Below are 24,422 nucleotides of genomic sequence, written 5' to 3'. Positions count from 1 at the left end.
CTTCACTGAACGAGCCAAGCTCGGACGATGTCGAGGCTTTACGGTCCCGAGCACGGCTGGGTCCGGGACATTGGCGTGCCCCATCGGAAAGCCGCTTGTGTCCCAATGCGTGATCGGCGTCTTCGCCTTTTAGCCCGGCGAGGATCGGCGAAATATGCCGCTACGTCTCGTGAGCGGTGATCGCACTGGCATCGAGGCCGGTGGCTTTCGCAGACTGATGCGCTGGTCTGTCTAGTGCGGTTCGTGAATGACTGGGTGGGCGCTGGGAGTGGGGTCCCACCAGGGGTAGTTGGGGATGCGGCTGGCGAGGGTTTCGCGGTAGGTCTCGGTGAATGCTGTGTGGATCGTGGCCACGACCTCGGGAGGGACTCGTTCGGGTCGCCATCGCAGGACTCGGCGGAACTGCAGCGCCTGGTCGACCAACGGGACGACGGCGGTGCCGGGTAGTAGGTCGATGGTTGGCGCGCAGGTCGCGATTCCGCGGCCGGCGGCGATGAGTTGCGCGATCTCGGCCTGGCCGAGTTCGTCGTACCGGAAGTTCGGGGTGAAGCCGACCGCCTCGCAGGCCGCTCGCTGGGCGGCGATCGCGCCGTCCCGTCTGCCGGCGGGAGGCACGATCCAGGTCTCGTCGGCGAGCTCAGACAACTTCACTTGCGTCTGCTCGGCCAGACGGTGATCGGCGGCCAGGATGATGAGGGCCGGTTCGGGGTCGACCATCTTCTGTTCGTGGATGCCGGGCGGGCAGGGCGGGGCGTAGGCCTCGTCGCAAACCATCAGCATGGCGATATCGAGCACGTCAGCGGCGAGCAGATCGGTCAACAGGCCGCCACACGGGTCGACCTGGGTCCGGATCTCTCGCCCCGCCAGCTCCTGCTCGAGCCGTGACAGCCAGCTGGCGAACATTACAGTGCTGATCGACCCGAGCCGCAGTGGGCTCGCCGCGCCGAGGTACTTCGAGCTGGTGTTGACCAGATCGTCCAGGTCGGCCAGCAGCGCTCGTGCACGGCCGACGACGTGCTGGCCCAGGGGAGTGGCGACCACGCCGCGAACGTCGCGCTGGAACAGCTCCCCGCCGATGACCGCCTCGATCCGGCGTACCTGTGCGGTCAGCGAGGGCTGCGAGACCTGCAGAGACGCTGCTGCCTTGGAGATGCTCCCTGTGTCAGCCACCCGGCAGATCACGCGCAGGTGGCGGAGTTCCAGCTCCATAGGCGGCAGGCTATACCTCCTTGGGATGTCTCTGCGGCGCGCGATGGTGCAAATCTTTTCTCACGCGGATCCGTAGCCGTTCACGCGGCCGCCATTTTGAACTGAAACGTGCTCCCGCCCGCCTAGTGAGGAACCGACATGCCCAAATCCCGCAAACACCGCTTGGCCATGGCCATCGCGGCGACTGCCGTAGCAGCCCTGAGCGCAACCACAGCGGGCAGCGCTCTGGCCGCCCAGAGCTCCCCGGTCGCGCAGCCGACCGGGAACTCGGCGCCGGCCAAGCAGACGGTAGAGGCGGCGCAGGCCGTCGTCACAGCGGCGACCAAGGCGGCGTTCGCGCACGCCGCGGCCACCGGCTTGGGCAAGGACGACAAGCTCACCGCCGTCGACGCCCTGGTCGACCCCGACGGTAAGCAGCACGTCCGCTTCACCCGGACCCATCAAGGCCTCCCGGTGCTCGGAGGTGATCTCGTCGTCCACCTCGACGCGCGGTCCGGTTGGGCCGGTGTGACCCGCGCCTTCCACCAGCAGGACCTCAAGGCCGGGGGCGTCGCCCCGAAGCTCACCATGAGCCAGGCCAAGAAGAAGGCCGCCGACGAGGTCAAGGGGACTGCGGCCAACGCGAAACTCGTCCTGAAGACCGGCGCGTCGGGTGTGACGCTCGCCTATCAGGTGCGGGTCGTGAACAGTAGCAGCAAGGAGTCCCCGGATCGCGAGATCCTGATCAACGCCCGTACCGGCGCTCTGATCAGCAACGCCGCCGTGACCGACTCCTTCATCACGCCGCAGGTCCACGACAAACTGCGCAAGCTCGGCGTCGCGGCCACGCCGAAGTCGGGCTTCGCCGCCGGGGTCTCAGGTTTGTCGGTGCCCCAGGCAACGGCCGCCTACCCGGCGGCCGCGGTCGGATCCGGTACGTCGCTATTCGCGGGCGTCGTCCCGCTCAACACCGTCCAGACCGCCGCGAGCTTGTACCTCCTGCAGGACTCGACCCGCGGCAACACCCAGACCCGGACCGCGAGCAACACCAACACCAACAACTTCACCAAGGGCAGGAGCTACACCTCGCCCACCAACAAGTGGGGCCTCAGCGACGCCACCAAGCCTGCTGTCGACGCGCAATACGGCATCACAAAGACCTTCGACTTCTACAAGAACGCCTTCGGTCGCAACGGCATCAAGAACGACGGCGCCGGCGCGCATGCGCTCGTCCACTTCAGCCAGAACCTCGGCAACGCGTACTGGGACCCGAACTGCGACTGCATGCTGTACGGCGACGGTGACGGCGCGACCTTCAACAAGCCGCTCGTCGTGCTCGACGTGACCGGCCACGAACTCAGCCACGGCGTCGTCGCCGCCACCGCCGCGCTCGAGCCCACCCGCACCGACTGGCGCGGCAACCAGTTCGGCGAGCCGGGCGCGCTCAACGAGTCCCTCGCGGACATCTTCGGCTCCAGCACCGAGTTCGCCACCAACAACCCGAACATCCCTCCGAACTACCTGCTCGGCGAGCAGCTCGGCCTGGCGCAGACCTTCCTGCGCCGCCTCGACCACCCCTCGCTCGACAAGCTCGAAGGCTCCGTGGACTACTGGTCGAAGGCCGCCTACGACACCGAAGTGCACGCCGGCTCCGGCATCTCCTCACACGCCTACTACCTGCTCGCCGAAGGCAGCGGCGCGAAGACCATCGGCGGCGTCAACTACAACTCCCCGACGTACGACGGCTCCGCGGTCGCCGGCATCGGCCGCACCAAGGCCACGGCCATCTTCTACCGGGCAATGACCCGGTACATGGTCTCCACCACCGACTTCCACGACGCCCGCGTCGGCACCCTCCAGGCCGCATCCGACCTCTACGGCGCGGCCAGCGTCGAGTACCAAACGGTCAATAAGGCCTGGGCCGCAGTCAACGTCACCGCGGCCAACCGCTGAGCCACAGATCAGCGGTAACCCGAGGGCGCTCCCGCATCGCGGGGGCGCCCTCATCTACGTGGTTCAGCCATAACCTGCCTATTACCGACCGTTGCGGCAACGCGAGGGCGAAGCGATTGCAACCAGGCGGTAGCCGGATCGCCACAGAGCCTGGGCCGGCGCGAGCGGTGGCCCAGGGCAACACTGACAGAGTGGCCAAGCTGGCAGACGACTTGCTCGGGCCGGTCGGGATGGTGCTGGCCCAGGCGGTGCCTGAGCTGCCTGGGAGGAACGGAATGCCGGGTGGCTCGCAGTTCGAGCTAGGACGGGCGACCGGCTGGAGCCATGCTTCGGCTGGAGTAGATGGTCTGCGTCGGCCCTGGAAGAGCCTCGACCGAACCTGCCCGGCAGAAGGCGAGGGTTCCGCTGCGGGGTCTGGCGGCTGTGGTGTTTCTGGCTGGGAACAGGCGGGAGCAGGTGGCGTTCGAACCCATGGGTAGAGAAGTCCACCAGGTCGCGCGCGTTGCGGATAACAGCGCGCGCGACCGCTTCCACTATGCGCCTTCGAGCCCGGGTTGCTCGCGGCGGTGTAAGTCCAGCTTCAGCGCGGCAGCTTGCGGGTGTCGATCAGGTCTTGGGCGACGTCGCGCAGCTTGCGGTTGGTGTCTTGGGAGTAGCGCTTGAGGATGGCGAAGGCGCGGTCGCTGTCGAGGTCGAAGCGTTCCATGAGGATGCCCATGGCCTGGCCGACGATTTTGCGGGCGTCGACGGCCTGGGCCATCGTCTGCTCTTGCCGGGCGGAGGAGAGGGCGACTGAGGCGTGCCGGGCGAGGATGTGCGCGATCGCCTCATCGTCGATGCCGAAGCTGTCGGGTGTCTGGTTGTAGAGCGACAAGACGCCGGTAGTGCGGTCACCGATGATCATCGGCACGTGCAGAGCGGTGCCGATGCCGACTTCGAGGGCCTTGTCGCGCCAGTCCGGCCACTGACACTCGGTGGCGATGTTCGGGATCAGCAGGACGGTCTGGGCTGCGAGGGCGGTGATGAGCGGCCCGGTCCGGCTGTCGATCTGGTGGCGGTAGAGCTCGTCGACGACTGGGCTGGTGACGGCACCGATCTCGATGTGTCCACGGCTGCCGGTCAGGATGACGCCGGCGTGGGTGCAGTTCTCGGCTTGGAGGGCGAACTCGACGACGGCCTGAACGGTTTCCTCGACTCCTGGCGCGTCGTGGAGCTCGATCGCGAGCCGCGCGAAGGTGTCGGCTGCTGCCGAGGTGTTCGGGTCGATCGAGTGCACGGCAGCACCCGAACCGGTGGCAGCCTCTGCTGGGCGGCCAGCGCGGGAGAGATCCATGGCGACATCATGCCCCGCGCGGACGCCCTAGATCCACGCTGGGCGCACCGTGAGATCGGCATCATCGGGTGTCGTGTTGGCGTGATGCAACCGAGCCGATGTCGCCACGAAACCGGGCGTCGATGAGACATGTCCCCGGCGGGTCGCGAGGGTGACACTGGGGCTGTGGGCAACGTTTCGCCCGGACTGGCCGGGCCAGTCGCGTTCGAGCTCGCCGAACCGGTCGGGCAGGTTCCCGGCGAGCACGCCATGTCGGGTGGTTCGAGGTACGAGATGAAGTGGGACGGCTTCCTTCACTGAACAAATCAAGAGGTTCGTGTCACTGGCTCACCTGGCTCGCAGCTTTCGCGGCTGTTGATGCTGAGGCTGTGTTGGTGAACTGAAGGTGCTCCTGACCAGCAACGACGTGATTTTGCCGAGGCGGCGGCGCGGGGCGAATCGAGGAGCACCTGCGAGGTGAAGGATCGATCCGGGCGGTTGCGCACAGAGCTGGGAAGCTCGACCCGCAGCTTCTAGGGAAGGCCGCCGTTGTGCACTGTGTAAGAGTCCACCTCGCTCAGTTCCTGGGCCGACGGCGGCTGGAAGACGGCCCTGGCCCATCGCAACTCGTCCTGTGTCATGGGATAGGACGCTGGCTCAGCCTGCTCGTTCCGAAGCCGGAGACGCTCCCACAGCGTTTCGTGGTCGACGTCGAAGACGTGCAGTTCAATCCGAGCTGAGCAGGACCTGGCATCCGCAAACTTCTCGGTACGTTCCTCGCGCATCCAAAGACCGTCCTCGAGGATCACGTCCACGCCGCGGCGCAGCAAGGCGAGTGCGTGGCGGTAGAGCACGCCCTGCAGCCGCTCGTGGAAGTCGGTCTCGGCGTGTCTCACTCCGAGGGCTGCTTGCCACTGGTCGGCGCTCAGGCGCACCCCTCGTCCCTCGGTTTCCAAGCGCGCGGCCAGCGTCGACTTGCCCGATCCAGGCAGCCCACAGAACAAGGTGAGGGTTGGCTTTGTCCGCGTAGAGAGGAAATCACTTCGAACCACGTGATCAGCATGCCCCACGTCACCGGTCCACTTGGAGCCTGGCCCGCAGTCGGGGCGCACGCGGGCGCAGCGTACTGGTGGCGCAGTAGCGCCGACCGGTAGGCCGGCAACGCGCGCGGCTGCTCCAGCTGCACCGGATCGTTGACGCCGAGCATCCGCTGCGGCAGGTAACCGCCGGCCCGGGTGGCCAGCTGCCAGCCGTACGACGGTCGCAGCACCCTGGCCACCATCAACGCGTTCACCCCTTGCGCGACCGAGGACAGCGGAGTCCGCGGTAACACCTCCGAACGCCAGGCCTTCGGGGCGAGGTCGGCGCCGCTGGCCAGCCACCGTTGCTCCCACGTATCGCCGCCGAACCGGTCCAGCCAGCCCAGCACCCGCCGGACACCGGTCCAGGTCGCCTTGCGGCTCGGGAAGACGCCCAGCACCACATCCAAGACGGCCTCGATCGTCGCGTCCAAGCCGAGGTCCTGCATTCGAAGGCCCACCGCACCGATCGGTAGGTCCGGAGGCTGAAGACCCAGGTCGTAGGCTCGACGCGGCAGGAGCCGGCCGGTCGCTCCGACCAGCAGGTCAGGGGTGACCATGCTCGGCGGTGACAGCAGCCTGGCCGTCGGTCCGGACGCCGCCCTGGTCCGGGCCGCCTGGATCCGACGTGGCGGGCGCGGATCGGTTATGAGATCGGAGCCGACGATCGGTGGAGTGGTCACGTCGGCAGTCCCAGAAGCTCCCGCACCGCGGCCTCGTCGTAGGCGGGCTCGATCACCGGACCGGCCGGTCGCGGCCGGGCATGATGCTCCAGCACCTTCGCCACCAGATGCTCCAGCCGCGGCTGCGTGTAGATCTGCGTCGTCGAGACGCTCGCATGGCGAAGGATCGTCTGCACATCAAACAGCGTGAACGCCGGATCCGCCAGCAGCCGTGCAGCCGCCGTGTGCCGCAGATCGTGCAGCGTCCAATTCGACCCCAGCGCAGCGTTCGCGCGCTGCAGCACCGCGCGTGCCGCGTGGTACGTCAGTGGGCGCGGCACGCCTTGCCGGGTCCACCACACCGGGCCGCCCGGCTCGATCGGCGGCCGTTCCTGCTGTAGATACAGCGCCAGCCACACGAACGAGTCCACGCTGGCCGGGGTCGTCGCCCGCAGCCGGCTGCCCTTGCTGACCACCGTGATCTTGTTCGCGCCCGAGTCCAGGTCGTCGCCCAGGCGCAGCCCCAGCAGCTCGCGGGCCCGCACAGCACTCGACAGCCAAAACGACACCAGCGCCCGATCGCGGTGGCTGCGCAGCACGCTGAACAGAGCGTCGTCGGCGTCGTCAGGGATCGCTCGCCACGTCGGTCGAGGCACCTTCTGCCGGTACCTCGCACGACGAACCACCACGAAGTCGTCCATCGGGTTGTGGTGCGCGTAAAACCGGCCAGCCGACCGCGAACGCTGAGACGGCACCGGATTCACCAGCGGCCCGAGGCCGGAATCGCACGCCCACTCGTAGAACCCGAACAGCACGCTCAACTGATGGTTGATGGTCCGGGCGGCGTACGTCGTACCCAACACCGGCTTTCCCGATCACCGGATTCACCGATCCCGCCGGCGGCGCCTCTGGGCGGCGACTCAGCCGCTGCGGCACCGGTGACTCCCGCAGCAGCTCCACGAACTCGCGTACGTCGCTGCGTTCGGCCCGCTCCCACGCCGTCCAGCGGCCCGATCACGCTAATCGAGCGCCCGAAGAGTTCAGTCAACTAGCCGAGCCGCTGCCGTCCGCTGCCGTGATGGAGGCTGAGGGTCGACGATGCGGATGCGAGATCGGGCGAACCAGCTTTGGATGGTTTCTTCCCGTGTCGGGTCCGGCAGGTAGATCACAAGTGCCGACCAGTCGTGGGCACTGACGAGCCGCCACCACAAGATCAGCCCGGGGCAAGCGGGGCCGCCTGGCGTCGGCTGGACCCAGCAGAACCGCCGTCTAGGATCCGGCGGTTCGGGAGGCGAATAGCTGTGTCTCCTAGTCCCCATAACCTCATAGTAGAACATCTGTTCGAGATGATATCGATCTGGGTGATCGCCCTGATGCCGCGGTGTCGCTCACGCGAGCGCTCGTCGCCAACGAAGTGAGGGCGTGTCCGCGCGAGGCTAGCGCATAATCTCACTTATGTGCTAGGCAATCGAGAATCGACTTCCAACCGAGCAGTCGGGAGCCTCGCGCCGAGGTCATGGCAGCAGGGTCTAGGCCTCCATGCGTCGCGTTGTTCTCCGTCACCGGCCACGGGCAACAGCCGGTCTGCACGCGGTCGCGATCAATCCAGCTCGCTTACTCCGAGGATTCGACGTTGTCCTTGCGTTGCGGATGATCGCGGTCAGAGCGCTCTGCGAGGTGCAGGGGGACAGGCTTACGCGTTCGGTCGTCCCAGGCAACGGCCTGATGACATAGGCGGGCGGTCAGTTCCGCTAGCACTGCCGGCTTCCAGGTGCCAGGTTTGGGAATGGTGATTTCGATGGAGGTGAGAGCGTGCCAGTCGTCTGAGTTGAGGCGCTCCTTGTTGGCAGGCAGGGTCCATCGCGTGTAGGTGGCGCCGGCCCGGGAGTTGATTTGCTGTCCGCGATAGGACTTGGATGGCTGGGTCAGCAGCCAGCTCAAGGTGCCGGCCTCGTTGTGCTCGTAGACGTAGGCTCGCGGCAGATTTGGCTGGTGCGGATCGGCTACGGAGCCGCCGTGGCCGCGGTGAGTTGCTTGAGGAACGCGGTCACCACTTGCACAGCGAACGACGGCAAGGTCAGGGTGATCGAGGGAGTCACCCGGGAGCGGGCCGCGACCGAGCGCAGCGTCGTTCAGCCCTGGCCATACACCCTTGCAGGACTCGGCATCGACGAACAGCACGACCGGAAGGTCGTGAGGGAACCCGGCTGCCTGCAGGGCCTGGTCGACGTAGGCGCGAATCTTTTCCCGGTCGTTGAAGCTGCGGGACAGGCCCTCGATCCCGATGGGCTCGCCGTAGTACTGAGCGTTGCTCTCGCGATAGCTCGTCCAGGGGCTGCCGTGAGCAGTGCTGGACTTGACGAGCCAAGGGTGATCGGGGTCAGGCCTTGTGTAGAGCGCGGTGAGGCGGATGACCAGACTGTTGGCGGCTTTACGTCTATTCTTGCGAGGTGGGGTGTGCTGGCGAATGTGAATGCCGACGAGGACGGCAGAACGGTCGAGGAGGTTCTTGCCTCGCTTGACCAGTGCTGTTCCGAGGCGATCGTCGATGACTCCAGCCTGGCGGAACAGGTCGCGCACGGCGCCGATCGCCGGATGGTCGGTGCCGGCATCAGAAGACTTCGGTCCCGACTCTAGCGGCTTGTCTCCGGCCCTGTTCTTCGCGGAGGACCGCGGCTTCGGCGGTTCCCAGTTGGAGTTCACGAACTGACAGACGACGCCGCGGTTTCCGAGAAGCCGACGTACAACCGGCTTGGCGTCGCCGGCAGGACGGTCCTCTGGGTCCCAGTAGGTCTCCGCAAGAACGGCGACCGCGGTTCCCGTCGAGCTCCGAAGCCAAGGTTCGTTGCCGATCTGACGCTGATGGTCCCCATGCTGCAGCAAGTTCCCGCCTGCTGCCATGATCACGCTGAGGCGAGGAGTCAATTGGATGACCTCGCCGTCGAGGATGCCAAGAAGCGGGTTGGTGTGCTCGAGGCTGTAGGGACCCATCGCGTCCTGCATCCGGCGTCGGACAGTGGGTGTCGAGTAGAGACAGACAATTCGAAGCCCTTCGAGCCCGCTTGCCTGGATGGCGGCGTCGATCTTCGCCGCCGGAATCGGGTGATCTTCGCTGTCTTTGACACTCAGAGCGCTCTTGGCATAGCGCAACGGTGGGGAAGCCAGTTGACGACTGACGTGTTGCCCGAGCTGATACAGGAAGCGCACGCCAGGACCTTTTCCAATGGGGTGGCGTAGCGGCTTGCCGATGGGACGGACAGGGCCGGCGTCGCTTCCGAACTCGGTGGGGAGCGTGATCGCCCTGAGGTCCAGTGCATCGATGACGTCCGCGGTATGGCCTTGGAGAAGCGGGGCCTCGCGCCCCTTTTCCGGGTAGGGAGAAAGTACCGGCAGCTTCAGGACGGGCAGTCGTGGGTCGTCGCCTCTGCTGATGTAAGTGTGCTTGACGAAGGCCCAGCTCATCGGGTGTCGCGCGACGTGGGCGTCCAGGCGTAGGTAGAGATGTGCCGCGCCGGGTAGCGTCGTGATGGTTGTCGAGATGTACTGGGTGGCGTGGCCGGTCTTTGCGGGGCCGAAGGGCCGACTGATCGGGTCGTCGAAGGCGATCAGGTTCCCGTCGGTATCCATTCTGAGCTGGATGCTTCGATGGCCGTCGATGACGAGAGGCGCAGCGGCGATTCGTTGCGCGAGTGTCCAGCGGGCAGCTTCATAGACCCAGCCGGGCGCGGACACTGCTGTCCCGGGGGCAGAGTCGATGAACTCGGCAAGCTCTCTGACGTCGGGTTTGTCGTCCACCGGCAGCAGAGCGGCCAGCTGGTCCGAGGAGTGGTCTCCGGTGGTCAGCTGTTCGAACTTCCGGATGGCGGTGCGCAGTACCCAGGGTTCGATCGGCTCGGTTGTCACCAGCAGACCGGAATCGGGCGACCCATAGGTACCGGGAAACAGGTGAACAGGCTGTCCTGTGACCGCGGTCAGCGCAGTGGTGAGGGCCGAGTACCTCGGCATGACTTCGTCGCGTCCCAGCCGATGGCGGAGCTGGGACGTGATGCCGTCCCAGCCGGCCAGGAAGTCGGAGGTCAAATGATGGAGAGCGACGGTGCCGAGCGTCTGTGGATCGATGCGGTAGGTCAGGGTGTGGAGACCCTTGTCCAGATCATTGGTCACGGTGTTCATCGTCTTCTTCTTGTAGGTCGGCGAACGCGAAGATGGCGTCCAGGGTCGAGCCGTACAGCGCTTGCATCAGCTCCAGCTCTCCTGCCGCGTCCCATTCGTCGCGGATATGACGGATCAGGGTTGCCAGGTCAGATCGGCCGGAGGCGTCGTGGAAGGCATAGTCCACGAGATGGATCTCGGCGGTGTCGCCGCCACGGCGAGCTCGGCCGGCCAGTTGGATCAGCCCGTTCAGGATCTCTTTGACGATTGCTGCTTGGACGCTGGTCGGCAATGCCACGAAGTAGGGCAGGCTCGAGAAGAGGCGGTCAAAGGCTCGGGCCGCCTCGATCCGCATGTTCTCCAGGACATCTGCCGGGCTGTCGGTGGGTGTGGCAATGGCGTGGACGTCGGCGTTGACGTGGGCCAGCAGCTCCGCGGGCTCGTCCAGGATGGGAACCGGGCGGATCACCAGCCAGACCGATCCGATCTGTGAGCGACCCTGATCGTCGACGATATTCAGGCCGCGTTCGGTTCGCGCCAGTGGGGCGATCAGGACTGAGCCTGGCTCGGTTCCAACCGTCCGGCCGAACTCCTCGAGCCGATCGGCGGGGACTTCGGTCCACCGAGCGGTGAGTCGAGCTCCTTCGGGCGCATCGCCCGGCGGTACTCCGAGGACAATTCGTTGCGCCGGTACGCCGGCCGCGGAGATACCGACAGCTAGATCCCTGGCGCCTTCGTAGGCTGTGGTGGCCAGGAGGAGCCTGGCTCGGTGAGCGGTGACAGGGTTGCTCTGCAGCTGGTGGATCTTGTGTTGCAGTTGCTTGATCCAGAGGAGCCTGCCGAGTTCTGTGAGTACTTCTCGTCGCGCTTTGCCGCTTGTGCCGGAGACCCTCAAGAACTCCAACTGCTCGTCAGCGATCGGCGTTGCGTGGATGGTGAGGCCGCCGGTGACGTCGTCGGGCACCCACCAGGTCGGCCGCACCTGCACGTGGTGGTGCGGAGCGCCTGGGAAATAGCCGGTTGCCGACAGGCCGAGCACGATGCGGCTCTGCCCGGTGTGAGCTCGCGAGGTCAGATCGCCTAGGGAGGTCACGTAGGTGTGAGGATCGCCGCCGAACCCACTGACGCGCAACGACGTGTCCAGCGGCCGGTCGTCGTCGTGCAGCTCTGTGAATGCGAACAGCACCCGCCCCATGGGGCCGTAGGGAGCTGCCCTCCAGGTTGCGAACTGGCCAAGAGCTTCGGCGATCTCGGTGGCTGCCTTGACGCCAGAGACCTGCAGCTGTGGCGCCGCGTAGACCATGGCCATGAGGCACTTCCGGAGGGTCTCCAGGTGAGCCCGCCGGATCAAGCGGTCGGCGACCTTGACGCGGACATCGCCGTCGTCCAGGCGTCCGCCGGGATATGGATGGTTCTTCAGGATCGTGGTCAGCAGATCGCGATCGGCGAGGAGGAGATCGTTCCCCTGCGAGGGGCTCACCATCGACTCCAGGATGTCGGCGATCGGCTGAAGCCAGTCGGGGATCGGTGCGAGGCTGTTCGAGCCTGGAAAGAGGGCATCCAGGGTGGCGAGCTGCTCGGCCGTGACCGGGGTGTCGACTACGTCGGGCGGCACGCCGAAGAGCGCGGCGGCCAGCCAACCGTCCCAGCGGCGGGGGAGGACCCAGCGACCGAACATCGGATGTCCCGGAGAGCGACCCGATCGGGAGCGGATGAAGTCGCCTTCAGCCAGGTGGCGGTTGTAGTTCTCGGCGAGGTATCGGGCCTGGGAGAGGACTGTGTGGATGCGGCCCTCGATGCGCGGATTGATGAGGCCGATCGCGTCGTTGAACTCAGTGTCAAAACGGCGCAATGGGGAGTTACCTGAACTCCGGCGCTTCGCGAGCTCGAGGCCGCTGGCGCTCGACCCGATGAGGCTGGCCTGGAACGCGTCGATCTCATCGATCATCACGAGATGGCTGCGGAAGAGAACTACCGACTCGACCGAGGGGCTGGGGTCGGTCCGGCCCTCCATGATCACTGGCACGTGCAGACGCCCGCCCGCGAAGTTCATGTGACTGGTGACGATGACGGACGCCGTACGAGCCCGACGGGCGATGCGGAACTTCCCGCAAGTGCTCTTCCACGGGCACTGTAACCGGGTACGGCTGGCCGACCCGTCCTCGCGAACGGCCCGTAGGTCGGTACAGGGCTCTGCTCCAGGGTTCCAGGCATCTATCCGATGCTCGGTCTCGGCGGCCGCGGGCAGGGCACACGAGTAGTGCATACGCCGATAGGCCCACTCACCGAGACCGGCAGAGCCCTTGGCTGCGGTCTCTGCTTCCACAGCCAATCTGCGAGGTGACATCAACGGCACCACCTCGCCTTGAATACCCAGAACCTGGAAACAGGCTTCCACAGCATGCGCAGTCTGTACGACAGTCGCATTCTTCGGGACGAGCAGCGTCGTCACCAGGCCACGCTGTGCACACCAGCAGGCCAGGATCTCGGCCAACACGTTCTTGCCCACACCGGTTGGAGCATTGAGTAGCCGAGTGCTACCGGAGCGAAGTACCCAGCGGCCTTGCACAAGATTCGCCGGGTCGGTCTGTATGCGGCTGAAGATTCTGTCGACCGACGCACGCCTATGAACCTGTGCGAACGCGGAATCCAGTGCATCGGCCAGCGCACCCAGCTCGTCGATGGGGATCGAGATCTCTGCGGCGGTGGCCGGCTCGCCGAGATCCACGGGCTCTTCGGGGGGCGGGGCGGCCACGGTTAGCGAGTAGCGCGCCTCGATGGCTCCGGCGCCGCGCGGCTCGCTGATCCAGGAGACGAACTCGCCCTCCGCGGCCGGCTTCTGCGGGCGCACCGTTCGGAGTTCCTGCTCCAGGCGGACGAGACTCACACATTCCGCGACCACCTCACGCGGGGGTCGGGTCATCTCAACCACAAGGACGTCATCGTCGATGAAGCGGAACTCGGGCAATTGTGATGGTACGAACAGCTCGACGAGGTCACGGAAGCCGTTGCGGTTGGCCATCGCGACCGGACGCCAACGCAACAATCGAGCGATGAGCGAGCGCTCGTCGTCCGACAGGTCGGGCCAACGCGTCCATTTGTCGAACTGGCCGGACAGGAAGAACAGCGCGTCGGAGATCCGGATGCATCGGCGGCCCTCAAGCTCGACCGGGAAGTACTCAACTGCCAAGGCGAGCGCCCCACGGACGATGTGGACCGAGGTCTTGTCCCGGGCCTCGCGAGCGACAGGAGTCATCGCGTCTCACCTCCTGCAGCGACCGCACGGACGTGTTTCATGAACTCCCGGACGGTCCAGATCGTCTTGCCCGCCAAGCTGCGTCTCAGCCGAGGGATCTGTGAGCGCCGGTAGTCCGGAACGACGACGTGTTGTGCGGCCGGCGGGTCGTCCACGATCCGGCGGACGCTGACGTGGTCCTTGACGTCGACGGTCCAACGACCGACGCCTGCGATCTCCACCAAGGCATCGAAGGTGTCCATGACAGGCCAGAGCTGGATCGAGATGCCATCAGCTGTGGACTCGAGCTCCGTCAGGGCGATCTCGGGAAGACCCGGGACCGTCACGAATCGCCATACCGCGGGATCCACACAAACTGCGCCGGCGACGGCAGCAGCTTTGGGGGTTTTCAATCGGGCGCTTGAGGCCTTCCGCAGACGGGCTGGTTGACCTGGCCCGGCGTCAAGGATGAAGCGAGCCTCGTGGGGCGAGTAGGTACAGAACACCGCGTTGTCCCTGACTTGCATCGGCCACTGACAAACTGGGCACGGCCACCAGTAGGACTCGTTGCTTCCCGCAGGCCGATGGCGCCTGTCCTTAGGGATGTCGAGATACTCAGCGACCGCTTTCGCGCCGGCGTACGCAGGGGACGTGTTCCGCTCGTCGATCAAGTGACGCCGCTGACCGGCGGGACGGTCGATCAGGAACCGGCGGGTAGCCGTGTAGACCGCCTGGTCTCCGGCTGCCCGCAAGCTCTGGAAGAGCGCACGTTCGACCTGTTCGTCTCGTTGCCATGCCCAAGCCGGCAGCCAGGTGCTCGCCGGATCAGCATCGCCGTCGAAGAGTGCGAACGTGTAGTCCGTAGCGACGTCAAGCGCGCCCTCGGACAGACATCCGTCCTCGTCAAGTAGAACGAGAGCGTCCAGCGCCTCGTCAGGTGTGTCCGTCTCGAGAAGCTCGCCAACAGGTCTCTGGAGCGCGGACACGAGCTCCATCGGGGTACGGATCTGCTGCCGCAGACCATGGATGTTCATGATTACGCCCGCCATCCGCGCGACCTCGCGCCACGCATCAGGCTGATCGGCCCGCTGGGACCAGGCAACGCTTGCCCGCAACGCGGCAGTCACGACTGCTGCGTGCGGTGAACGAAGATCAAGCACTTCGCTCCCCTTCTCGACCCTGCTGCTACTGAGTGCCGCATGTCCAGCAGAGCCCACCGACAGTTCCCGTTCGGGCGACGGTGCCCACCCCGACAGAATCGATCATCGGTAGGTGTGGAGACCTGATGAATCTCGGTGTGCTCACGTCTTGTCCAGTTGCTCCGCAGTCACGATGACGCCCGCGTGGGGGAGGTACTCCTCGATGGCAGCGACTGCCGTGTCCGGCTCCTTCGCATACAGGACTATTGCCAGTGATCTCGTGGCCCGGGATGCGCAGACGTACAGAAGTCTGCGGGTGCGATCGATGGTGGTCTCCTCTGTCGGGCCCTTCTTCGCCTCGGCCGCTGACAGCTTTCGCAGGCCGAGGAGTTTGTCGAAGGAGAACTGCGGGTGGTAGCCCTCGTCATCATCGAGAACCACGAGCACATCGGGATACTCGGTGCCCTTTACACCCTGTTGCGTCGAGTAGGGCGAGAGATTGCTGATGTAATCGGCATATCCCTGGAGCTCGGCCACGTCACACTTCATCAATGCCGCAAGCATCCGGTCCTGCTCTTCGGCGTCTTCTGCGGGGCCAGGTGCGCCCGCCGGTAGGGCGCTGAGCAGCCGCTCAGGTAGGTCGACCAGGCTGTAATCGTTGGCGATGGAGAGTGCCTCGCCAAGAGACCCGGGTCCACCGTTGGCGACGACGGTGGACAGTTTGTCGACTCCGTCCTTCAGAGTTGCAAGGGTTGAAACAATCGTGCTCTGGTCGGCGACGCCTGGTTTCAAGAGCGGGCTTGACTTTCGAAGCCTGGGCATCAGGTCAGCCCGATTTCCCTGCGCTGCCTGAACGAGTGGCAGGAGGGTGCTCAAGAACGGCGTGAGGGGCCAGGCTTTGCCCTCCAGAAAGCTCTCCCGCAGGCGAGTCTTGTCGAACACGTCGAAGAGCGTCGTGAACCGGAGACGGGTAGCGGCCATCCGGTGGGTGATCACCAGGACCTTTGCCGGATCGACGCCGCCCTCAAGACGCCACGCGCCGATGGCCGAGTTGGCTTCCAGCCATGTTCGAGCCTTCGCCAGCAGTTCGGGGCGATCGGCGTCGGACGGGAGAACGAAGTAGGTGACTTCACCCACGACCTGCTTGCCGGTTGGCAGCCCCGAGATCTGCTTCAGCTGGTCGGCTCCGTGCCGGATCGCGTTTATGACGTCCAGGACGAGCAGAGGCGAGCGGAAGTTCTCGGGCTTCTTGACGTCGACCCAGGCCGGCTCAGGGTCGATGCTGCCAACGCCGGTGGTATAGATCTTCTGCACCGGATCGCCGAAGAACCCGAGGCAGAAGTGTCCCTGCTCAGCGACGGCAATGTGACGCAGACAGGCGACGACAGCTTTGAAGGTGTCTTGGCTCTCGTCTACGAACACCACTGGATATCGACGGGATACCAGCTTCGCGAAGAGTGGCTTCTTCAGGATCAGTTCGGGAGTCAGCTTGAGGATGTCCGCGTAGCCGACAATGCCCTGACCGTAGTTCGTTGCCACTCCGAGCTGGAAGCTGGTGACCTCGTCCAGTCCGGCAAGCTCCTCGCGCCGCCGCTCGATCTTGCGCCTCTGAGTCTCGCGGGTCTGCTGCTGAGTTCTGGAGTTTGGATTGGTGTACTTGGCCTCTAGCTGCTCCAGCTCAGCCTGGCCGTTTTGGCGCAGCCAGTTCTGGATGTCATGGTGGAACGGTTCAACGAGCGTCCAGAGGAAGCTGTGGATGGTCGAGACGTGCGCGAGGGGGTTGCTCGCTAGATCGTCTTCGATCTCTTGCCTGGCGATTTCGGTGTAGGTGATGCAGGCGACTTGCTGCCGGTCCGCGAGCATCTGTTCGCCGCGATGTCTGATGACGTATTCCAGGGCCTTGACGAGCGAGGTCGTCTTGCCCGACCCGGCGCCGGCGATCATCGTGAATCCGGAGATCTCCGGATTGTCGAGTATCGATGCGACTTCCAGGTCCGCGGCCGTGTTGGGGCTATGACTCCGAGGGCTCATCAGCCGCCTCCTCGTCGGACAATGGAGGTGGTGGACTGTCCAGCGCACAGATCTCATTCGCCAGCCAGGTGAGGCCTTCTTCGATGTAAGTGGGGCAGGCCCAGTCGACCCTCCGTTCGATCAGGGACAGCGCGAACTCCGTCTTGTCGAGATCGCGAACCTTGTCGAAGACGCCTTTGAGCACCGTGGCGAGGTCGAGATCACCGTCCGGATCGTTCACGCGGAGCTTCAAGGCTGCGTTGGCCGGCAACTGGCTCCATTGGAGATTCTCATAGGCGAGAGCCTCCTCGAAGGTCCGCCCGGCCACTGCTTTCGATTCGCCGTTCCAGGTGACCGTGGTTCTGGTCTGGTAGGCGACTCGCACGGTGGCTCCCTCGGGTTTCCCGAGGTCGAACCTGTCTTCTTCCGGAGCATCCAGCAGGGCTTCGATCTCGATCTTGGCCGGGAGCCATGTCTTCAAGGTCTGGTTCGAGGTGACGGCTGCTGGTTCGTAAGTCGGGCATGCACTGCCTGTGGTGTCTGGTCCGCCGACGCTGTCGATGTCTGTGATTACCAGACAATGCAGGCCGATGAAGTGGATGAGGTCCTTGAACTTGTGCGCGAAGGCACCGCCGAGTTCGAGGATGGTCAGATGGGATGTTTGCAGGCGCGGAGCAAACTCGGCAATGATCAACGGCAGGAGCAGCCGCTCGACGTTGCCCTCGACCAGAATCGCGGCGTCGGCGAAGAAGAGATCGCAGTGCGTCAGTTTGAGGTACTGCAGCAGGAAACGTCGCTCGTCCTCGTCGGCATCCTGGTGGAACAGTGAGAGATCGCGGACGACGCTGTAGTGGAAGCCCGCACCGCTGCCGATCCGGGCAAAGTAGCGGATGGAGGTGAAATCCTCGTAGATAATGTGCGATGAGTGGGTGGTCAGGACGAACTGCGTGCCGAGACTCTGCGGATCGTCAATGATCCCGTGCAGTTGACGGATGAAGACTTGTTGCAGTTGCGCGTGCAGGTGCGACTCCGGCTCTTCGATCATGATGAGGTGCACAGGTGGTCGTGCCTCGATGGTCTGAAGCCTGGCCTGGTGGGCGGCGACGATCTCCACCACCATGTAGATCAGATTCTTGAATCCCAACCCGTTGTAGCGGTCGGGCAGAGTCATCGCCGGCTCATCGCCGAGGCCTGGGGCGGCGTAATGGACCTGGGCACTGGAGGTCAGGAGCGCTTCGCCGTGTAGTTCGGTCTTGATCAGCAGTCTCGGGTTGTCGACTCCGGGATAGCCCAGCTTGTTCAGCCGCTTCACGATCGGATCGAAGACTTCCCCGAAGTGCCGATTCAGCATCTCCTCGGAGTCGGACAACGCCTGGATGGCGGCCTGCTCCGGCTCTGGCTTCCTCAGATATCGCTTGTAGTACCGGCCGAGTGTCTTCGAGAGGTCTTCGTCGCGTCCTCGCTGCTCGGTGTCTGTGAGGTGCCGTTGTGCTGCCAGTAGGTCGACCTTGATGATCGACCGCACGATGCTCGCGCCTCTGTCCAGAGGGTGCAATGTCTGCTCGGGCTTGAGCGCGAGTTGCTCGTCGAACTGCCGATGATCGAGCTTGTAGTAGACGAGGTGATACTCATCGCGCAGGAGCCTGCGAAGGTAGTCCTGAAGGCTGGTTGGCCACTGGCCACCGGCCTCCTTGGCCGCGAGATAGTTGGCGTGGAGGCCGGCTTTGTCCTTCGGCTGGTACGACAGCCTTACTCCGACCGGTGCTGACTCCTGCCACTCGAGATCCGGAAGCAGGTCGATGACCCTGTGAAGGTTCGCCTGGTCGACCTCGAACCATAGATCGAGCGTGATTCTCGGAAGGCTGGACGTCTCGACAGCCGGATCGTATCCGTCGAATTCCGCCCAACACTCCGCGCTGAAGTCGTGGATGGTGAAGGAGGGAGTCGCCGCCAGGAAGTATTGGAAGACGTGCATCGCAGAGGTCTTGCCGCTGTTGTTCGCCCCGACGAAGATGGTCGCCTTGGGATCGAGGTCGATCTTGACCCTCTGCAGTCGCCGAAAATTTCCGACGACGAAGGACTGCAGGCGCATGGAAACTTCCCCTCTTGCGGCCGGCCGGATGCGACGTTCGAGCCGATCAAGTCGAGGATTATGCACCTGCGCTGAGAGCCTGCCAATACCTGGCGGTCACCACCCCGAGTCTTCGATGAGCTGGTCGGCGCGGTGGCGGCACAGCAGCAGCGATGACGCCTCGCTGAACGTCAGCGTGAAGGCGATCATCTCTGCACGGTCGGTCGTGTCGTTGCGGAGGGTATGCGGTTTGCCGGCGTCGTACTCGACGAACTGGCGTTCTTTGACGACGTACTCGCGGTCGCTGTCAGGGAGTACGAGTTCGCCGGAGACGACCCAGCCGAGGTTGGCCTTTCTATGCCGAGGCGGGCGCGTCGTTCGTGTCGGTCAATGACCGGAGGTACGCGATGTCCTTCAACAGCGGGAGGAATCGCGCACATCCAGTTCGGGCACGCCGAGGATGAGCCGGTGATCATCGATGCCGACTCGATTGAGAGGAACCGGCCGACGATCGTGTTCAGCGCCGGGTGTCTGTCCGCGTGTCAGCTTTCGCTGGGGGTGCTCAGCTTCAATCCGCTCATGAACGAGAGCTCGATCGGATCGTCTGCCCAGTGCCTGACTTCGTCTGAGTCCGCGACGAGGACCTCTCCGCGCGCGGTCTGCGAGATGAGGTCAGCGCCTGACAGGCCGTCGCCTGAGTCGAGGATCCACATTGCTGCGTCGGCGAGATTGTCGGGGTCGTCGACAGGAATCTGCCGGCCGTCTTCCTCCTCGTCCCAAGGCACCCAATTCTGTGCGGCGGCCTCTGCGATGAGCCGTTGGGGGTCATAGATGTGAAACTCCTCCAGGCGGGCGATCCGCACGACCACGCCGCTGAGGTCTGCTAGGCGAGCATCGGCCGGGGTCCGGAACTCCGCATCGCGCTGGCTCGGGCTGGCTCCCTTGTCATCGGACTGCTCGAACGCGTACCTGCTGTGAACCTCGGCCCAGTTGATCGTGGTGGGGGCGTCCCAGTCGTGGGCGATAGCGGCTTCGATCTCTTTGCGGAATGACGCCGCGGGTGCATCGGGAAGCGCCGCTGCGACGCGCTCCGCTTCGAGGTTGACGTGGGGACCCGACCCGCTCGCCGCGATCTGAGTCAGCACATGGGCGGCGTGCTCGGCCATTGAACGGTCGCTGCAGGTCAGTACGGCCCGCAGCGTCGGCGGAGAGTTCGGAGTACTGAGCAGAGCCAGTACCCGGCTCTTGGAGTTCGCGTGCTCGCAGTAGTAGCTGTCGACAAAGACCTCGGACATGGCAGATCTCCCGGATGAAGGTGAGTGTCTGCTGGTGGACGAGGTGCAGCCTCATCCCCGGACAGGTGAAGTCGAATCCCGCTGGTACCAGCGATGCGATCGCCAGCCCGTATTCGGTCTCTGCAGCGTATCCCACTCGGACAAGTCGTTCGCCGGATAGGCTGACCCGATGGTGAACGACTTCGCAAGCCGCCGGTCCATAACAGTCGCGGTAGCGGTTGCCGTCTCGCTCGCGCTCACCGCATGCGGGTCAGGGAACCAGGCCGTCGACACGACTGCGCCGCAGAGTGCCAGTACTCCGACCAAGGAGACGAAGGCGAACCTCGGTCAGATTGTCGAGTCCGGATTCGGCCAGTCCGGCCAGTACGTCTGGGTGACTGCCCTGGTCAAGAACATGTCCGACCACGGTGGGCAGACGGTCACGGTCAACTTCAACCTGCTGGACAAGGCCGGAAAGATCCTCAAGAGCGAGTCCCAGGTCGAGTCGTTCGATTTGGCGAACCAACTCCGGGCGGTCGGCACTCAAGTCGACGTCGGTCTGAAGGGCAAGGTGGCTTCAGTCCAGTCGACGCTGCTGGTGAAGGACGAGGACGCCTTCAAGGAGAGCAAGACAGACCTCGGCATCTTCAAGTCCGACAGTATTGCCGCAGACCAGTACGACAACACTGTGTGGCACGCAAAATTGACGATCAAGAACCCGACAGCCGAGCCGTTGCAGTCGCCACGAATTGGCGTCATTTGTAAGGGCGCAGACGGCAAGGTGAACGGTGGAGGGTCCGAGTATCCTGAGCTGGTGCCGCCGTCCGGACGGGTCGTCGTCGATCCACACCTGATTACTAATGGCAGGCCCAGTACGTGCACGGCGTACGTGGCTGCCGGAATGTGACGGTGTGCCTCAGCCGGGCGCAGGGGCCCGCGACTGCCACCGGATCACCCTCTCCACAGGCATAAGCCGCTTCGAGTCTGCACGTCCTTGATCCCATCCCGATCCGTCGGTTGACGTGTCTGGCGCAGGCCCGATCTTCAGCGGTCCGAATGAATAGATGGCCATCGATGAGCCGGCTGATCGCCGCTGGTAGCGGGACGCTGGTCATTTGGCGGTGATGATGGCCCGAGCTGCTCGATGCCGTGCCCTGTGGTGCCAAGCATGCCGCTGAAGCTGCACGGCTCGTGCCCCAGACGGATCCACAGAGGTAGCCTGTTGTGCAGCGCTGGCAGTAAGTCCTGCAAGGGTCGAAGGCGCCAAGGCATGGGACGACCGAAACTGGCCGTCGGCACCCTGGGCAGCTCGTCACGCGTCGATCATCAATGATCGAGCCCATCGTCTGCCAGCCTGTCGTGCGGCCGGGAGATCAGAGGATAGGACGGACGATTCGTCCGGTGGCGGCGTCCCAGTGCCATGTCCGGATGCCTGCCCACAACGGTGGTAGTTCGGTGAACATCGTCGGTTGTGGGTATGCACGAGGGTGGGAGGGATCGACGAGCATGCCTGTTTCGGGATCGATGAGGACTTCACGCTGAACGGATCCCCACGGTTGCCAGCCTGGTTTCCCGGTGATGACGGCGTAGACGCTTCCTGCTGGCAGGTGTAGCAGGGGATGCGGAGCGCGCCACTCCCGCTCGTGGAGCCAGTCCGACCGGCTGTAGGGGTTGGCGTCGAACCGAACCGCCCAGGAGCGATGTGGTTCGCTGAGCTGTTCGTGCTGCTGAGATCTGGCATACCAGACGGGACCGCCGTCGACCTGATAGACGGACTGCCTAGTGAAGACAAGGCCCCAGGGCTGCCACCCACGTTGGAGCAGCCAGTCGAGATGGTCAGGTGGGCTTTCGCTGAAACAGACCATCGGTGTCGAGGCCGCGAACGGCGCGAATCCGCGGAGCTGCTGTTGCCACAGGATGGAGTAGAGACGGACCTCGGCGCTCATCGCGCGAATGTCGTCTGGCACCGATGGCGTTGGTCGACGACCGTACGGTCGCCCGCAGAAATGGACCAGCAGGTCAGCCTGTGCCGGGCCAGCCTCTCCGAGCGCCTCGAGCAGAGGGAATGACTGCGTGGTCACGCGAAACCAACCTGTGCTGAGTCGCTCATTGATGGATCCTCCGCTCGGTTTGCTGCCGATGATCTGCCCCAGGGCGTGACACCCTAGTCAGATGTCGGACGCCGAGGAAGCCGCCATCACATTTGTCCGGGCGTGGGGAGAGGCCGTTCTCCGAACCGTCGAGCGAGTTGCTGATGTACGGCGGCGCGCAGCCGCGTTGAACCGTGAACTCGATCGGGTGTGGGACCGTGACGGCGAGGCGACGCTGACTGTGATTTGGCGGGAGAACTGGACGGAGGAGCACACGCTCATCTGGGCTCTTCATCAGCTCGAACGGTGGGTGGCCCGCCTGGCCGTCGAGCGGGGAGAGGAGGCGCCGCAGGAGAACGTGACGCTACGAAACGTTCGAAACGCTCTTGAGCATCTTGATGAGGCGGAGTTGCCCGACGACGCCACTGCGGCGGTAGCTGGTGACAACGACAGGAGGAACCGGTCGCTCCGGACCTTGCCTGGCGGTCAGCTGTATATAGCGACGGGCGGTCGGATCTTTGGCGCCTTCGACCTGCGCGATCTGGCAGCGATCGCGCAGGCGCAGGTCGACCGGGTGGACTTGGAGGCGACGGCTCGGCATGAGGCAAGTGTCGACGCTGCTGCCGACTCCTACGCCGATAAGGTGATTGACGAACGACGGGACACGCCTTGACGGGCGGCCTGCAGGTTGGGCAGTCGTCGTCATGCAGCTTGCCGAGCTGTCTGGTTTGTCGCTGGCCCGTGAACGTGGAGTCCCGCTTGTGAGCTTCTGCGCCGACCCGGTGATCCGCTCCTTGAACTGGCCGGCCGACGTCGTGGAGCAGTGGCTGTACGACCACGGCGGCAAGGCCGCGTTTCTCCAGGACTACGGTGGCCTCGATCTATCGAGCATTGTCTGGGACGTCGAGATCGTGCCGCTAGAGGCGTTCCTCGTGATGCCGACGGGACCATCGGATTCCGGATGTATCGAGGAGTACGCCGGGCACCCAGACCACTGGGTTCGTCGGCGGACTACAGGGATTCATCGCGGTGTCCCTCAGACCTGGGAAGCGCACGGAACCTGGAAGCGGTGGCCCTTGCTGCTCGATCGACGGCTGCTTGAGCCCTCGGCGACCGGCCTGCAGGTGGTGGAAGGCAGAACGCGGGTAGGTGTGTTGCGGGGACGGCGGTCCCAAGGATCGTTCGTCGCGCCCCGACATCTGGCGTGGGTGGGAAGACCAGCCAGCTCCAGTGCGACGGACCCAGCATCATGACTCACCTGTCGTGACCGCCACCATGCCTCCGAACACCTGAATCTGTCAGGCCATGGACGGAGGCAGACGCCCGGATGCTCATCGGAGAAGATCGGCTGCGGGTGCCAAGTCCTGCTCCGTCACTGCTCCGTGAGACGCTGACAAGCGGTGGTCAATGTCGCGAACCGATGAGTGCAAAGATGCAGGTCAGAGGCCGAATTGAGAGCTTGGTCCGGTTTGGGTCCGCATGCACTTGCAAGATCCTCGACATCTTCGAAGGCACCCAACAGATCCAGCAACTCATCGTCGCCCGCCGACTCCTCGGCAAAACCTCCGCCGAGCTGAAATAGCCTTGTAGGTAGAGGGAATCGGGGCTGGCCTGCAGTTGCGTAAGACCAGTCCCGGACCTAGGTTTGGGTCCTCGTGATCCGGCGCGGTTTCAGCCCTGCTCCGTGTCGTGGGACGAGGGCAGCATCTGCGGGTACATCTGCCGAGTGAAGCCTGCTGGTCGTCGCCGGCACGGTCCTCGCGGAGGAGGGCGCCGACGCGTCGATGCGTGACATCGCGCGCCGGGCCGGGATGGGACTGGCGACACTGCTGCGTCATTTCCCCACCCGGGATGCCTTGCTCGAGGCGCTGCTCCGCACAAGCTTCGACGAGCTGACGGCTCGGGCTGACGCCCTCGGCGACACGGGCTCGCCGCGGGACGGGCTGCTGCTGTGGTTGCGGGAATTCGTCGCCTTCACGACCGAGCACTATGGCGTGGTGACGTCGACGGTGAAGGCAATCGAGGAACCCGGATCTGCGCTCCACGACTCCTGTGTCGCCCTGCACGCGGCTGGAGCCCAGCTACTGGCCCGAGCCCAAGCGGCGGGCGAGGCCCCGGTCGATGTCGACGGGGCCGACCTGTTCGCCCTGGTCTCCGCCTTCGCGTGGCTTGGAGACCAGACGCGTCAGGAGCAGCGTGCGGAGCGGCTCTTCGGTCTGGTGACAAGCGCGATCCTCTCCCGGTGAGTGCCGCCGCC

The 24,422-nt window shown here is 64.7% G+C and carries 18 protein-coding genes and 1 pseudogene; 6 read left to right on the top strand and 13 right to left on the bottom strand.

Annotated features, from left to right (window positions below; genetic code table 11):
• Positions 1–231: 231 nt before the first annotated feature.
• Positions 232–1,209 (bottom strand): LysR family transcriptional regulator, encoded by a 978-nt coding sequence (locus tag ACIA49_RS33010; RefSeq protein WP_396381812.1) that lies wholly within the window; start codon positions 1,207–1,209, stop codon positions 232–234.
• Between the two features lie 138 nt (positions 1,210–1,347).
• On the opposite strand from ACIA49_RS33010, the gene ACIA49_RS33005 reads away from it, so the two are divergent.
• Positions 1,348–3,141 (top strand): M4 family metallopeptidase, encoded by a 1,794-nt coding sequence (locus ACIA49_RS33005; RefSeq protein WP_396381811.1) that lies wholly within the window; start codon positions 1,348–1,350, stop codon positions 3,139–3,141.
• 580 nt (positions 3,142–3,721) lie between these two features.
• On the opposite strand, the gene ACIA49_RS33000 is transcribed toward ACIA49_RS33005, so the two are convergent.
• A complete protein-coding gene (locus tag ACIA49_RS33000; protein ID WP_396381810.1) occupies positions 3,722–4,474 on the bottom strand; it encodes a GAF and ANTAR domain-containing protein in 753 nt (250 codons plus the stop codon).
• Between the two features lie 165 nt (positions 4,475–4,639).
• Between ACIA49_RS33000 and ACIA49_RS32995 the strand changes: the two genes are divergently transcribed.
• Positions 4,640–4,774 carry a hypothetical protein gene (locus ACIA49_RS32995; protein ID WP_396381809.1) on the top strand — a complete coding sequence of 45 codons (135 nt, stop codon included), beginning with the start codon at positions 4,640–4,642 and terminating at the stop codon, positions 4,772–4,774.
• A gap of 212 nt (positions 4,775–4,986) precedes the next feature.
• On the opposite strand, the gene ACIA49_RS32990 is transcribed toward ACIA49_RS32995, so the two are convergent.
• The 10 genes and pseudogenes from ACIA49_RS32990 to ACIA49_RS32945 all read right to left on the bottom strand — a co-directional run bounded on the left by ACIA49_RS32990 (position 4,987) and on the right by ACIA49_RS32945 (position 20,096).
• Complete coding sequence (locus ACIA49_RS32990) at positions 4,987–5,457, bottom strand: AAA family ATPase (protein ID WP_396381807.1); 471 nt, start codon at positions 5,455–5,457, stop codon at positions 4,987–4,989.
• The gene (locus ACIA49_RS32985) at positions 5,379–6,215 is read right to left on the bottom strand and encodes a hypothetical protein (protein WP_396381805.1); all 837 of its coding nucleotides are present in this window, start codon (positions 6,213–6,215) and stop codon (positions 5,379–5,381) included. The genes ACIA49_RS32990 and ACIA49_RS32985 overlap by 79 nt, the downstream gene beginning before the upstream one ends.
• Positions 6,212–7,057 carry a tyrosine-type recombinase/integrase gene (locus tag ACIA49_RS32980; RefSeq protein ID WP_396381804.1) on the bottom strand — a complete coding sequence of 282 codons (846 nt, stop codon included), beginning with the start codon at positions 7,055–7,057 and terminating at the stop codon, positions 6,212–6,214. The genes ACIA49_RS32985 and ACIA49_RS32980 overlap by 4 nt, the downstream gene beginning before the upstream one ends.
• Before the next feature lie 751 nt (positions 7,058–7,808).
• A complete protein-coding gene (locus ACIA49_RS32975) occupies positions 7,809–10,367 on the bottom strand; it encodes an RNaseH domain-containing protein (protein WP_396381802.1) in 2,559 nt (852 codons plus the stop codon).
• Positions 10,348–13,602, bottom strand: coding sequence for a hypothetical protein (locus ACIA49_RS32970; RefSeq protein WP_396381800.1), 3,255 nt, complete (start codon positions 13,600–13,602; stop codon positions 10,348–10,350). Before ACIA49_RS32970 ends, ACIA49_RS32975 begins: the two co-directional genes overlap by 20 nt.
• Positions 13,599–14,708: a hypothetical protein gene (locus ACIA49_RS32965; protein ID WP_396381799.1), complete on the bottom strand. Its 1,110-nt coding sequence runs from the start codon at positions 14,706–14,708 to the stop codon at positions 13,599–13,601. The genes ACIA49_RS32970 and ACIA49_RS32965 overlap by 4 nt, the downstream gene beginning before the upstream one ends.
• Before the next feature lie 174 nt (positions 14,709–14,882).
• Positions 14,883–16,751: a UvrD-helicase domain-containing protein gene (locus ACIA49_RS32960; protein WP_396381798.1), complete on the bottom strand. Its 1,869-nt coding sequence runs from the start codon at positions 16,749–16,751 to the stop codon at positions 14,883–14,885.
• Positions 16,732–18,822: an ATP-dependent nuclease gene (locus tag ACIA49_RS32955; protein WP_396381797.1), complete on the bottom strand. Its 2,091-nt coding sequence runs from the start codon at positions 18,820–18,822 to the stop codon at positions 16,732–16,734. The genes ACIA49_RS32960 and ACIA49_RS32955 overlap by 20 nt, the downstream gene beginning before the upstream one ends.
• Positions 18,823–19,014: 192 nt before the next feature.
• A pseudogene (locus ACIA49_RS32950) lies at positions 19,015–19,167 on the bottom strand (cupin domain-containing protein); the annotation flags it as partial.
• Between the two features lie 176 nt (positions 19,168–19,343).
• Positions 19,344–20,096 (bottom strand): hypothetical protein, encoded by a 753-nt coding sequence (locus tag ACIA49_RS32945; RefSeq protein WP_396381795.1) that lies wholly within the window; start codon positions 20,094–20,096, stop codon positions 19,344–19,346.
• Between the two features lie 169 nt (positions 20,097–20,265).
• On the opposite strand from ACIA49_RS32945, the gene ACIA49_RS32940 reads away from it, so the two are divergent.
• On the top strand, positions 20,266–20,982 hold the full coding sequence (locus ACIA49_RS32940; RefSeq protein ID WP_396381793.1) for a hypothetical protein: 717 nt from the start codon (positions 20,266–20,268) through the stop codon (positions 20,980–20,982).
• Between the two features lie 466 nt (positions 20,983–21,448).
• Here ACIA49_RS32940 and ACIA49_RS32935 read toward each other — a convergent pair whose 3' ends face one another.
• Complete coding sequence (locus tag ACIA49_RS32935) at positions 21,449–22,021, bottom strand: hypothetical protein (RefSeq protein ID WP_396381791.1); 573 nt, start codon at positions 22,019–22,021, stop codon at positions 21,449–21,451.
• A gap of 226 nt (positions 22,022–22,247) precedes the next feature.
• Here ACIA49_RS32935 and ACIA49_RS32930 point away from each other — a divergent pair, with 226 nt between their 5' ends.
• The 3 genes from ACIA49_RS32930 to ACIA49_RS32920 all read left to right on the top strand — a co-directional run bounded on the left by ACIA49_RS32930 (position 22,248) and on the right by ACIA49_RS32920 (position 24,411).
• Positions 22,248–22,838 (top strand): hypothetical protein, encoded by a 591-nt coding sequence (locus ACIA49_RS32930; protein WP_396381790.1) that lies wholly within the window; start codon positions 22,248–22,250, stop codon positions 22,836–22,838.
• A 31-nt stretch (positions 22,839–22,869) separates the two neighbouring features.
• Entirely contained in the window at positions 22,870–23,418 is a 549-nt protein-coding gene (locus ACIA49_RS32925) for a hypothetical protein (RefSeq protein WP_396381788.1), read from the top strand.
• A gap of 480 nt (positions 23,419–23,898) precedes the next feature.
• Positions 23,899–24,411, top strand: a complete 513-nt coding sequence (locus tag ACIA49_RS32920) for a TetR/AcrR family transcriptional regulator (protein ID WP_396381975.1) — start codon at positions 23,899–23,901, stop codon at positions 24,409–24,411.
• Positions 24,412–24,422 lie beyond the last annotated feature (11 nt).

This window comes from Kribbella sp. NPDC051587 (assembly GCF_044453945.1).
Classification (GTDB): domain Bacteria; phylum Actinomycetota; class Actinomycetes; order Propionibacteriales; family Kribbellaceae; genus Kribbella.
Note: the sequence above shows the minus strand (reverse complement) of the source record. Positions and strands in the feature narration are given on the sequence as shown.

Bases quoted from the DNA above. Each gene is read 5' to 3' on its own strand.
- ACIA49_RS32970 (WP_396381800.1), bottom strand. From the start codon at position 13,602: ATGACTCCTGTCGCTCGCGAGGCCCGGGACAAGACCTCGGTCCACATC.
- ACIA49_RS32960 (WP_396381798.1), bottom strand. From the start codon at position 16,751: ATGAGCCCTCGGAGTCATAGCCCCAACACGGCCGCGGACCTGGAAGTC.
- ACIA49_RS32935 (WP_396381791.1), bottom strand. From the start codon at position 22,021: ATGAGCGCCGAGGTCCGTCTCTACTCCATCCTGTGGCAACAGCAGCTC.
- ACIA49_RS32975 (WP_396381802.1), bottom strand. From the start codon at position 10,367: ATGAACACCGTGACCAATGATCTGGACAAGGGTCTCCACACCCTGACC.
- ACIA49_RS33010 (WP_396381812.1), bottom strand. From the start codon at position 1,209: ATGGAGCTGGAACTCCGCCACCTGCGCGTGATCTGCCGGGTGGCTGAC.
- ACIA49_RS32955 (WP_396381797.1), bottom strand. From the start codon at position 18,822: ATGCGCCTGCAGTCCTTCGTCGTCGGAAATTTTCGGCGACTGCAGAGG.
- ACIA49_RS32945 (WP_396381795.1), bottom strand. From the start codon at position 20,096: ATGTCCGAGGTCTTTGTCGACAGCTACTACTGCGAGCACGCGAACTCC.
- ACIA49_RS32940 (WP_396381793.1), top strand. From the start codon at position 20,266: ATGGTGAACGACTTCGCAAGCCGCCGGTCCATAACAGTCGCGGTAGCG.
- ACIA49_RS32925 (WP_396381788.1), top strand. From the start codon at position 22,870: ATGCAGCTTGCCGAGCTGTCTGGTTTGTCGCTGGCCCGTGAACGTGGA.
- ACIA49_RS33005 (WP_396381811.1), top strand. From the start codon at position 1,348: ATGCCCAAATCCCGCAAACACCGCTTGGCCATGGCCATCGCGGCGACT.
- ACIA49_RS33000 (WP_396381810.1), bottom strand. From the start codon at position 4,474: ATGGATCTCTCCCGCGCTGGCCGCCCAGCAGAGGCTGCCACCGGTTCG.
- ACIA49_RS32930 (WP_396381790.1), top strand. From the start codon at position 22,248: ATGTCGGACGCCGAGGAAGCCGCCATCACATTTGTCCGGGCGTGGGGA.